This is a genomic window from Stieleria varia (genome assembly GCF_038443385.1).
GTDB lineage: Bacteria > Planctomycetota > Planctomycetia > Pirellulales > Pirellulaceae > Stieleria > Stieleria varia.
On record NZ_CP151726.1, the window covers coordinates 6542704 to 6554999 of the forward strand.

The following is a 12296-nucleotide window of genomic DNA, read 5'->3' on the forward strand; positions in this document are numbered from 1 at the left end:
TCGCTGATCGCCACCACTGGTTCCCAGGCTCCTGCCTGGGAACCCAATGAATATCAGCTTTTTTTATTTCTTCACTTCTTTCTGTAACACCTCCGACCCTCGCCCGCTTGGTTGTTCAGTCAAGAACAACTCAAAGCAACGAGACGCGGCAGACTCACGCTTTGGGAAATCCAAAACTCTGCCAAACCCTGGAGTACAGAACAATGTTGAAGAAAATCCTGTTTGCTGTGGTTCCCATGTTGATGATCGCCGGCACCGTTTCGGCTGACAACGACTTGCTCAACCAACTCGCGTCCATGAATGACAACGGCATCACCGCATCGGCACCTGCGGATGTCGACACCGATGACAAACTTGGTCAAGCCGATGTGGACGCCCTGCTGGGCGATGAAGACAACGGCGAAGACGCCGTGGCGGCCTGCTTCCGCCGAGTCGGCTACGGCTACGGACGCAGCTACGGCCACAGCTATGGCTACCGCAGCTACGGCTACAGCTCTTGCTACAGCCCCTGCTACAGCTACTACACCCCCTCGTACTACTCGTACAGCTACTGCCGACCGACCTACTACTACACTCCCGTCGTGACGCACTACACCCCCGTCTACACCAGCTACTGGGGATGCTACTGAGCACTGCGGCGGTCGACTCTTTCGTCCGCGATTGCCCTGACGCAAACATGATTTCTATCGCCCGCCGACACGAGCACGTCGGCGGGCGAATTCCTCCAGGCCCGGTGAACTGCAACCTGCAGTCGCTGGGCTTTTTTTTGCAAACCAGACTGAAACCATCTCACTCAATTCAATGACCATTCGGAGACGAAACAATGAACAAACGACATATCCTGATCGCCAGCGCAACAACGCTGGCCATCACCCTGACCAGCTTGGTCGGCAACCTCTGTACCACCGCGCGTGCTGACCAAGTGGACTTGCATCGCATTCTCGACGGCGGGCAGCGTTGCGATCATGTAATGGGATTGCTGCTGAAACATGGCGTCAACAATTCCAACGACATGAGTAATACGCCGGACATGATTCATGCACTTGGCGCGTTTGCCATCCCATCAACAGAACTCGGCGACCTGCAGTTGATGCAAATCACCCAAGACGCCGAGGTGGCCCCTGGTTGCGGTCCAAAGTTTCAAGTGATGATTCAAAACACCAGCACACGTGACGTCTGTGGATTTCGCGTGACCATCGTGGGGTTGTTCGGACGGATCATGCCTCACTCGCCAAGTTGTACGGTGACGATCGACAAGATCTGCGCAGGAGCGGCCGTCGAAGTCCCCATGGAGCTGCCGATTGAGTCGTTGGCGATGGGCAATCACAACGGTCAAATCCTCGGTTTTCAGCGGGTGCTGGTCGTCGTCGATAGCTACGACCAGTTCATGGAGTGTGACGAAGCCAACAATTTGAGGGTCTTTGATCGCAACACCATCCCTGTCGCGACGATCGCTGTGCAAGAGTCGGCGACAACTGCTGCAATCCAGAGTGAAACGCAAATGGTCTCGCAGGCCGCCCCGTCGACAGACATCCAGAGTGTTGAGGCGGCACCCCAAAACGCGGCACCCCAAAACGTAGGCGTCGACGTGGGCAACGCGGGAGTCTCCGCGCCGGCAGCAGCGACTCCACAGCCCGTGTCGGACGACCTGAAATCTGCTCTGGAACAGTTTTCGCAGCAAAGTGGACAACAGGTTGAGGAACAATCTGCGGCGACAACGAACTGACGATTGACCGGGCAGAACGCAAATGCAGTCGACTTTCGGTCCGATTTGGGCGATTCAGTCCCCTTTTCGGACCAAGTCCTGCGTCCGACAATGAGGCCGAAGACTCGTCGCCCGTTCCTCTCAGTCCTCACGGATCGAAAGCCAATTGTCATGAAATACGTCATCATCATCCCGGACGGATGTGCGGACGAACCCATCGAAGCACTCGGAGGCAAGACTCCGCTGCAGGCGGCCAAACTGCCCACGATGGATGCTTTGGCGGCAAAGGGCTGTATGGCTTTGGCGAACAATACTCCCAGCCACTTTCCCGCCGGCAGCGAGGTCGCGAATCTGTGCCTGTTGGGATACGACCCCAACGAGTATTTCACCGGACGCGCGCCGTTGGAAGCCGCGGCACAGGGCATCCAGCTCGGCAAGCATGATTTTGCCATCCGCTGCAATCTCGTCACGATCGATGATCAAATCATGACGGATTTCACGGCCGACCACGTCTCGACCGAGGAAGCCACCGAGTTGTTGGCTTCTTGTCAGAAAGAATTACTCGGCGACACCGCATGTGATGCCCGTTTGGAATTCGTGCCCGGCGTCAGCTACCGAAACCTGCTGATCTATCGCGGCGATGCCGACACGCCCGCCCCGTTTTCGAGCGAAACTCGCACGAGCGCTCCGCACGACCTGACGGACTTGTCGGTCGTCGATGATTTTCCTCGTGGCCCCGGCAGCGACATCCTGGTTCGGTTGATGAGCGATTCGGCTGCCCTGTTGGCCGATCATCCGGTCAACAAAAAACGCATCGCCGACGGCAAGCGACCTGCGACGAACCTCTGGCTGTGGGGACTCGGGGGCGCGCCGGCCATGCCGACATTCGAGCAACGCTTCGGTGTTCGTGGAGTCATGATCACCGCCGTCGACTTGCTGCGGGGCATCGCCGCGTTGGTCGGATGGCCGCGGATCGACGTCGTCGGGGCGACCGGGTACTTGGACACCGACTACGCGGCCAAAGGACGCGCCGCAGTCAATGCGTTGGCCGACTATGACCTCGTTTGCGTTCACATCGAAGCCCCCGATGAAGCGTCACACGAAGGTCGCCACGACGAAAAAATCAAAGCCCTGGAACAAATCGACCAACACATCGTCGCCCCCCTGGTCGCTGCTCTTACCGACAGCGGCCCCCATCGGATCTTGATCACCCCCGATCACCCGACGTTTTGCAGCACCAAGAAACACACTCACGGGATGGTTCCCCTGCTGATGGCCGGCGACGCAATCGAGGCCGACACGCAAACGACATACGACGAACTGGCAGCGGAGGCCGCAGGCCGTCGATTTGATCACGGCTGGGACCTGATGGACGCGTTCGTCCAACCAAAGTAGCTGATTCTCTTAGGCGAGCAGCAGATGTATCTGTATCCGCCGTAGTGGACGAGGTCACGAGTCCCCGTCGTAAAAAACCGTGTCGAGGACTCGTGACCTGGTCCACTACGTATAAATTTTCATCTACCTTTCGACTTACTTCCTTTCCCCCATTCCATTTTCCCGAGTGACATGTCACTGATCGTCCAAAAATTCGGCGGCACCAGCGTTGCCGATGTCGAAAAAATTCGTGCCGCAGCCCGCAAAGCCATTCGCGCCCAACGCCAAGGCCACCGTGTCGTGATGGTCGTCAGCGCGATGGGCAAGAACACCGATCGCCTGCTGGAACTCGCTGCGGAAATCGGCCCCAATCCGCCCGCTCGCGAGATGGACATGTTGCTGTCGACGGGCGAACAAGTCAGCGTCGCCCTCGTCGCGATGGCGATCCATGAACTGGGTGCCGAAGCAGTCAGTTTGACCGGCGGTCAAATCGGGATGAAGACCGATAGTAGTTTCAGCAAGGCACGTATTCAGGCGATCTCGACGGAGCGTATCGAGAGTCTGCTCGACGCGGGCAAGATCGTCGTCGCAGCCGGTTTCCAAGGCATCGACGACGAGTTGAATATCACGACACTGGGGCGTGGCGGCAGCGACACCACCGCGGTCGCTTTGGCTGCGGTGCTGAAAGCCGACGCATGCGAGATTTACACCGATGTGGACGGCGTCTACACGACCGACCCACGGTTGCTGCCCGAAGCCCGGCGGGTCGAAGTCATCAGTTATGACGAAATGCTGGAACTGGCCAGTTTGGGTGCCAGTGTGATGCACAATCGCAGTATCGAATTCGCCAAGAAATTCGGCGTTCCCATCCACGTCCGCAGCAGTTTCTCGGACACGGAGGGGACGATGATCGTCACCGAAACCGAGTCCGCACAGGCACCCGTCAGCGGCGCGGCGATGACACCCAACGAAGCACGTGTGACGGTGCTGGGTGTGCCCGACGTGCCCGGCAAGAGCCTGCAGATCTTTTCCGCGATCGCCGCGAAAAAGATCGCCGTCGATATGGTCGTCCAAAACGTCGGCAGCAACGGTCGCGCCGACGTGTCCTTTACCGTCCAACGCTCCGAACTGGCCCCGACGCTGACTGCGATTGTGAGCATCATCGATTTGATCGGAGCGTCTGGGGTTACGCACGATGAAAATGTTTCCAAGGTGTCTGTGGTCGGTGCCAACATGGCGAACCAAACCGGCGTCGCCTCCAGAATGTTTCGCGCACTGGCCGATGCCGACGTCAACATTCACATGATCACCACCAGCGAAATCAAAATCTCCGCATTGGTCCCACGAGAACAAGCCGCGACGGCGCTGCGTGCGGTCCACCAAGCGTTCGAGTTGCACCAAAAACCAGATGATGCCAAGTCGTGGTCGGAGATCAAAGCCGATCGTGGCGACACGAGCGACGTCAAAACGATCGTCAGTCGACTACGCGACGATGCGTTAGAAGCACTGACGTTGACCGGAATCTCCCTGACGGAAAACCAAGCACGTGTGACGTTGTTCGGCGTGCCCGATCGACCAGGAATCGCAGCCGACATGTTCGAAACGATCGGCAACGCCGGCATCTTGGTCGACATGATCGTCCAAGGATATGACGGCGAAGACGGTTCAACGAGCGTCAGCTTCACCGTCAACGAAAGCGAGCTGGCGCAGAGCGTAGACGTCGCCAAGCAGGTGGCAAAGAAACACGGGATGCGAGACGTTCAAGGTGACGGCGGGATCGTCAAAGTAACTGTCAGCGGAATCGGCCTGCGAAGTCACACGCACGTGGCGACGCTGTTGTTCCAAAACTTGGCGGCCAACGATATCAATGTCGAAATGATCGGGACCAGCGAATTGCAAGTCAACGCGGTGATCGATGCCAAACACGCACAGACCGCCAAAGAAGGTCTGACGAAGGCCTTTGCGGATTCACTCTGCTAGGCGGGATATTCTTTGAGCCGTTTCTTGTCCACAGTCACCTCTCCCGGCGCAGCTGGTGGCCCCCAGTGAGCCTCAGACGCTAGCCGTGGGCCTGAGGTGGATTGTGGTGCCGGCCCACGGCTAGCGTCTGAGGCTCACTCTGATTGCGATGCATGGGGACAAAAACATGGACTGAAAAAACAATGTCAACACCATATTTTGAACAGTCCAGCCTACGCCCCCAAGGGACAACAACAAATCCACGTTCCCTTACTTTGCCGTCCGCTTCAGTTTCTCGATGTCGCCTTCGACGGACTCGCGTTGACGTACCAAATCGCTCAGTGACTCGCGTTCTTTTTCGACCACATCTTGCGGTGCACGAGCGACGAAGTTCTCGTTGGACAACTTGCCTTCTTTGCCCGTGATCTGTTTGATCAACTGGGCATGTAGTTTCTCCAGTCGCCCGAGCTCTGCTTCCACATCAATGAACTTTTCCAAGTCCACGTGGACATCGACATCGATCGACGGCAATGACAACGGAGCGTCGGTCGGGAACGGCTTGGCATCCGGCCCCAACGCAACCACATCTGCTCCGGTGAGCGAACCGAAATACGACTGCATCGGCTGCAGCAACGCTTGTGATGACTCGCTGCAGCGGATCGCTACGGGCACTTGCTCACGTGGCGGAATGTTTTGGCTGGCGCGAATGCCTCGAATCGCTGACACGATTTCCTGAAACTCCGCGAACTGTCGTTCGATCGTCTCGTCATGATGCTCGGCAATCGACTCGGGCCACTCGCCTTTCATCAGAAACTCGCTCGGCTTGCTCGGATCTAGCCCACGCTCGGGAGCGGCTTCGTTGAGGAATCCCCAAATCGACTCGGTCACAAATGGCATGATCGGGTGCAACAGTTTCAGCAACATGTCCAAACCATGTGCCAACATCACTTGGGTTGGTCCACGCAGTGTTTCATCCGCCAAACGTGGCTTGGCGATCTCGACATAGAAACTGCAGAATTCGTCCCAGGCAAAGTCGTACAGAATTCGGCTGACCTCGGCAAACTTGTACTGCTCGATGCCCTCGGTCACTTGACGGGTCACCGTCGACAATCGACTGAGCAACCAACGGTCCTCCAAGGGCAATTCACCAGCGATCAATTTCTGCGGCGTGTAGCCTTCCAGATTCATCAGCGAGAATCGGGCGGCGTTCCAAAGTTTGTTGACGAAGTTGCGCGAGGTCTCGAATCGTTCGCTCACCACCGGAGCCTTCGGATGCGCAAGCTCGGCTTCCGATTCGGCCCACTGCGTGGAGAAGGTTTTCTTGCAATAGGGACAGTCCACCGTCTTTGCCGTACGGTTGGCTTTCGTTTGATCGATCAGTTTTTCGCAATGCGGGCATTCGTATTGAACGGGCATTCGAACGTCCTGCGTTTCCGTCGCCAGACGTGCCAAGCCGAATCGCATCGCGTCGGGACCAAACTTGTCGATCACGTCGATCGGATCCACACCGTTGCCCTTGCTCTTGCTCATCCGTTCTCCGTTGCCATCCAAGATGGTCGGGTGGATGAACACTTCGTCGAACGGAATTTCACCGACGTTGTTCAATCCCATCAAAACCATTCGAGCCACCCACAACGTGATGATGTCACGCGAAGTGATCAGAGTGTTGGTCGGATAAAAGTATTCCAGTTCGGCGGTTTTCTCGGGCCAGCCCAACGTGCTGTGCGGCCACAAGGCGGACGAGAACCACGTGTCCAAGACATCATCGTCGCGGACCAATCCCAACGCCTCGACCGCAGATTCCAGTGATTCGTTTTCGTCTCGCAGGCAAGCGAAAACGGCAAACGATCCGTCGTCATTCGGCTGGCTGGCACAGGAAAGCTGCTTGGTGTCCGCGATCTCCGAGACTTTGGCGATCAACGCGTCGGCGTCATCACTCGTGCCACAGTTGGTCGACCAAATCGGAATCCGGTGTCCCCACCACAACTGACGACTGACAGGCCAATCTCGCTTTTCACCCAACCAATCCAGGTACCCTTTGCGATACCGTGTCGGGAAGATACGAACGCGGTCATCCGACACCGCATCCATCGCTGACTGCGCCAGTTCGTCCATTGCGACGAACCATTGGTCCGCCAAATACGGTTCGATCGGAGTCTTGCTGCGATCGGAGAGCGGCAATTCGATGTCGCGATCTTCCACGTCACCCAGCAGCCCCAGTTCATCCAAATCCGCCACAACCTGCTTTCGCGCCTCGCGGATCGACAACCCCTCGTACTTGCCACCCTCGGCGTTGATCGTTCCGTCGGGGTTCAAGATATTCAGCATCGGCAACTCCTGACGCAATCCGACTTCGTAGTCATTCGGATCGTGTGCCGGTGTGATCTTCACGCAACCGCTGCCCAGCTCGGGCTTGGCCCATTCGTCGGCAACCAGGGGAATGGGGCGATCGCGTAGGGGCAACATCAGCATGCGACCATCGGCGGCCATGTCACGTAGTTGGATCAGCGCATCGAGCATTTCGGTGCGACGTTGATCCAACGCTTTGATTTGCGCGTCGATCTCGGCGCGTCCCTTTTCGCCCGCGGCGTCTCGTTTGGCGATCAACTCCGCGCGGACACGATCCAGCGCGGCGGCGGGATCTGGATGCACGGCGACGGCGGTGTCACCGAGCATCGTTTCGGGTCGCGTGGTCGCGATCTCGACGTGCTTGGGCTCACCCGGCTTGGGATCGATCACCGGGTAGAGGAAATGATAGAAGTGTCCTTTTTGGGTCACGTTCTCCACTTCGTCATTGCTGACGGCGGTTTGCAGGAAGGTGTCCCAGTTGACCAAGCGTTTGCCGCGATAGATCAATTGCTTTTGGAACAAGTCAAAGAAGGTCGCACGAACCGCAGCGGTACAACGATCATCGAGCGTGAATCTCGTGCGTCGCCAATCGCAACTGCACCCCATTCGTTTGAGCTGCCCCAAGATGCGTGCTTCGTACTGATCCTTCCAAGCCCAAATGCGTTGGATCAATGCTTCGCGTCCCAGATCATGACGCGTCTTTTTCTGGTCTTCAAAAAGTCGCCGTTCCACCACGGCTTGCGTCGCGATCCCCGCGTGGTCCGTCCCCGGCATCCACAAGGCTTCGTAGCCCTGCATGCGTTTGGTGCGGATCACGATGTCTTGCAGCGTGTTGTTCAAGCCATGTCCCAGGTGCAATGCACCGGTAACATTGGGCGGCGGGATCACGATCGTGAACGGTTTGCGTTCCGGGTTGACTTCGGCGTTTGCGCAACCGGCCTTTTCCCAGGCCTCAGTGATGCTGGGAGCCGCGGTGGCGTGATCGAATCGATTGGGAATGGTCATACGTTTTGGAATTCAGTTCGATTTGTGCAACTTGTACTCAATGGCATCGATCAAGGCGTGCCAACTGGCTTCGATGATGTTGTCGCTGACGCCGATCGTGCCCCACGTTTCGTCGCCGTCTCGGCTTTCGATGTTGACGCGGGTTCCGGAGGCGGTGCCAGCACCGGTATCGACCACACGGACTTTGTAGTCGACCAATTTCATTTCTTTCAAGCAAGGAAACATTGGATCGAGCGTTTTACGCAGGGCCGAGTCCAACGCGTTGACGGGGCCGTGTCCTTCCGCAGCGTCGAAGTAAAAATCGTCGCCGACGCGGATCTTGATGATCGCTTCGGCAAACGCGGCTTCGGAATCCGACGTCACATTCCCCGCTTCGATGCGGTATTTGATCGGATGAAAGTGTTCGACGAAGGTGCCCGCGATCCGTTTGATCAGCAGATTGAAGGACGCACCGGCATTCTCGAACTGGTAACCGCGATTCTCCAAGCGAACGACTTCGGCCAAGATCTTTTTCTGCAGTTCCGGATCGTCATCGATACCGTGCTTGTTCGCAACGGCGACGATGTTGGCTCGACCGGATAGCTCACTGACCAGGATACGTCGTTCGTTACCGACCAACGCGGGATCGATGTGTTCGTAGGTCTGTGAGGCTTTGTTGATCGCGTGGACGTGCATGCCGCCTTTGTGCGCAAACGCACTTTGGCCGACGAAAGGTTGACCGCCACGCCACTGCAAGTTCGCCGTCTCGTAGACAAACCGGCTCAGCTCCGTCAGCGGTTGCAGCGATCGTCCACCCAAGACCGAGTAGCCGGTTTTCTTGAGCGCCAAGTTCGCGATCACGGCGATCAAGTCCACGTTGCCGCAACGCTCACCGATGCCGTTGATTGTTCCTTGGACTTGGGTCGCACCGGCGTCCACACTGGCCAGCGAGTTGGCGACCGCCAGTTCACTGTCGTTGTGGCAATGGATGCCAAAGGTCACTTGGGGGTATTCTTGTAAACCATCGATCGCCGCCCGGGTGACTTCCGCGATCCGCTCCGGCAACGTGCCACCGTTGGTGTCACACAATGCCATGCATTGTGCTCCGGCAGCGGCTGCGGCACGCAAGGTTTGGATGGCGTACTCGGGGTTGGCCGTGTAGCCGTCAAAGAAATGTTCCGCGTCGTAAATCACGTTCGCGTTTTGGGCGAGGAACTCGGCGCTTTCACCGATCATCGCCAGATTCTCATCGAGCGAAACCCGCAGGACTTCGGTGACGTGATAATCCCAAGTCTTGCCGACCAGGGTCACAAACGGCGTCTTGGCATTGACCAGAGAAAGCATCCCAGGGTCATCGGCCGCCTTGAAGTCACGCCTTCGCGTCATCCCGAATGCGGAAACCTGTGTTCCGCCGAGGTCACGTTGCCGGATTTCTCGAAAGAACGCGACATCCTTTTCGTTGGACAACGGGTAACCGCCTTCGATAAAATCCACACCGATTTCGGCGAGCCGCTCGGCGATATTGAGCTTGTCCGCCAACGAAAAGCTGACGCCTTCGCCCTGCGAACCGTCTCGCAAGGTCGTGTCGTAGATTTGGATATGCTGAGCGTTCATGTGGTGTTCAATTACGAAAAAACCCCCGCCGGCTGTTGAAAAGCCACGGGGGTTGTGAGTGGTTTGTCATGCCCACACCTGGGCGACCGCAGATTGCGGACGCTGGCTGGGATTCCCCCGCGTCATCGTCGGCTAACAATGCCGGTGACGCGGCCAATAATGAGAACGGAAACGGGCACGAAAACGTCTTGTTCGGAGGTGGGGTCGTTTGAAGCGGATAAGGATAAGCAATGCGGTGGGGCTGTCAATCGCGGTTTCCCCCCGCTCGCTCGTAGCCGCCCCCAATGGACTCAAGCGGCGTCGCCGGGGTTCGCTCTCCGGGGCTCTTCCGTCGGCAGCGGCAGCGTTTTTTCGCTCAGTCGGCTCGGCAAACGGGAAATCCAGCGGGCCGAAAACACAGCAAAAACCAAGCACATCAGCAACATGACCGACGTGACCAGCAGTTGCTGTTCGTCGCTCTGATGGTCTCGGATCTCGGGAATCCATTGCATGATCGTGCCCGCCCCGAGCAAGACGCCCAGAACCGCGATCCCTGCGGCAACCGAAACGGCAGATCGCCGTCGGTGCGGATTCAATCCGACGACTCCGCAGAATTGGATGGGAATGCCCAGCATCATCGGAACGAATTGAGCAGGCGACTTGGCCATCGACGTCATCAACGCCACGGCGGTCAACGCACACAGCAGCACACCAAAAAGAATTCCGACTCGTGCCATCCGCCTGAATGCCTTGCAGTCGACTGCAGAGAGGTGGCTGACCCTCGACAATCGTTCAATCTGTGTTGTTTCGTTGTGGTTCACAAAAGGTCAGCCCCCTTTTGCATGGTCGGCTGCGCCGCATCAGCCCGATGACATGCTGATGACATGCTGTTCAGACCGATGACAAGCTGATTCGACAACCGATCTCGGAGTATAGTGAGCCAATTGAGGTTGCGATACCGACACCTGTTTTCCTCGTTTTCCGCTCCCCCCCTACCATATGGCCCCGCCCGTCATGGCCCGAACACTGCTCACATCCGCCGTCGTTGCTTGCATCTCCCTGTGCTTTGCTCCACTGGCGGATGCACACGCCGATTCGCCGACGAAAAAGCCTGCCGTCGGCTCCGGCGACTGGACCTCCTGGCGAGGCGGCCATCACGACGGAATCGCCGCCTCCGAACAGTCTCCGCCGACGACGTGGTCGAAAACCCAAAACGTTGCCTGGAAAGCCAAGGTGCCGGGGAGAGGTCACGGATCGCCCGCCGTGTTGGGCGATCAAGTGTTCCTGCAGACCGCCGATTCGGACCGTGACACTCAAACCGTCATCAGTTTTGACCGGCAAACAGGCCAACAGAATTGGGAGACCGTCTGTCACACTGGAGGGCAAAGCTCAGGGAATCGAAAACCGAACGAGAAAGCAACGTACGCTTCGTCGACCATCGCCACCGACGGGGAACGTCTGTTCGCAAATTTCTACAATGCGGGCAAAGTACACACGACGGCGTTGTCGCTCACCGGCGAAATCCTTTGGCAACGTGAAATCACGGATTACGAGATTCACCAAGGTTTCGGAACGTCGCCCGCCGTCTATCAAGACCTCGTGATCGTTTCGGCCGACAACAAATCCGGAGGAGCAATCGTTGGCCTGGAACGTGCAACAGGTAAAGTCCGCTGGCGTCGTGACCGCCCCGCCAAGCCGAACTATGCGTCGCCCATCATTTTGACCGCCAGTGGACGTGAGCAACTGGTTTTTCTCGGCTGTGACTTGGTCACCAGTCTCAACCCTGCGACCGGGGAATTGCTTTGGGAGCACGAGGGGTCAACGACCGAGTGCGTCGCCTCCACCGTGACCGACGGCACACACGTTTTTACAAGCGGCGGTTATCCTAAGAATCACATCGCCGCGATGGTTGCCGACGGCAGCGGCAATATCACCTGGGAAACAAACACGCGCGTCTACGTTCCATCCATGGTTTGCAAAGACGGCTACTTGTTCGCAGTCCTGGACGCAGGAATCGCGGCTTGCATCGACTGCAAAACGGGTGACGAAGTATGGAAACAACGCCTCGGCGGCACCTTCACCAGCTCTCTGGTTCTGGTCGGCGATCAGATTTTTGCGACCAATGAAGAGGGCACCACGTTCATTTTCAAAGCGAACCCAGAGCGATTCGAGCAAGTCGGTGAAAACAAGCTGGGGGAAAGCGTTTTTGCAACGCCGGCGATCTGTGGCGGCCAGATTTTTGCACGAGTCGCCCACGCCGAAGACGGTCGACGGCAAGAATACCTTTACCGCCTCGGTCAATAGACCTGGACGCCCTACCTCATCGCCGCCT

At 57.5% G+C, this 12296-nt stretch carries 8 protein-coding genes; 5 read left to right on the forward strand and 3 right to left on the reverse strand.

The features are described 5' to 3' along the window. Window positions 1-203: 203 nt before the first annotated feature. The 4 genes from Pla52nx_RS22215 to Pla52nx_RS22230 all read left to right on the forward strand — a co-directional run bounded on the left by Pla52nx_RS22215 (window position 204) and on the right by Pla52nx_RS22230 (window position 5059). A complete protein-coding gene (locus tag Pla52nx_RS22215; RefSeq protein ID WP_146522727.1) occupies window positions 204-629 on the forward strand; it encodes a hypothetical protein in 426 nt (141 codons plus the stop codon). Window positions 630-823: 194 nt separating this feature from the next. Next, window positions 824-1726, forward strand: coding sequence for a hypothetical protein (locus Pla52nx_RS22220; protein ID WP_146522728.1), 903 nt, complete (start codon window positions 824-826; stop codon window positions 1724-1726). Between the two features lie 150 nt (window positions 1727-1876). Beyond that, a complete protein-coding gene (locus tag Pla52nx_RS22225; RefSeq protein WP_146522729.1) occupies window positions 1877-3100 on the forward strand; it encodes a cofactor-independent phosphoglycerate mutase in 1224 nt (407 codons plus the stop codon). A 171-nt stretch (window positions 3101-3271) separates the two neighbouring features. Continuing rightward, a complete protein-coding gene (locus Pla52nx_RS22230) occupies window positions 3272-5059 on the forward strand; it encodes an aspartate kinase (RefSeq protein WP_146522730.1) in 1788 nt (595 codons plus the stop codon). Window positions 5060-5308: 249 nt separating this feature from the next. Here the strand turns inward: Pla52nx_RS22230 and Pla52nx_RS22235 are convergent, their stop codons facing one another. The 3 genes from Pla52nx_RS22235 to Pla52nx_RS22245 form a co-directional block, all read right to left on the reverse strand. Beyond that, window positions 5309-8392, reverse strand: coding sequence for a valine--tRNA ligase (locus Pla52nx_RS22235; protein WP_146522731.1), 3084 nt, complete (start codon window positions 8390-8392; stop codon window positions 5309-5311). 12 nt (window positions 8393-8404) lie between these two features. Further along, window positions 8405-9985 (reverse strand): citramalate synthase, encoded by a 1581-nt coding sequence (gene cimA / locus Pla52nx_RS22240; RefSeq protein WP_146522732.1) that lies wholly within the window; start codon window positions 9983-9985, stop codon window positions 8405-8407. A 290-nt stretch (window positions 9986-10275) separates the two neighbouring features. Continuing rightward, window positions 10276-10701, reverse strand: a complete 426-nt coding sequence (locus Pla52nx_RS22245; protein ID WP_146522733.1) for a hypothetical protein — start codon at window positions 10699-10701, stop codon at window positions 10276-10278. A 277-nt stretch (window positions 10702-10978) separates the two neighbouring features. Between Pla52nx_RS22245 and Pla52nx_RS22250 the strand changes: the two genes are divergently transcribed. Then, window positions 10979-12268, forward strand: a complete 1290-nt coding sequence (locus tag Pla52nx_RS22250; RefSeq protein WP_146522734.1) for a PQQ-binding-like beta-propeller repeat protein — start codon at window positions 10979-10981, stop codon at window positions 12266-12268. Window positions 12269-12296 lie beyond the last annotated feature (28 nt).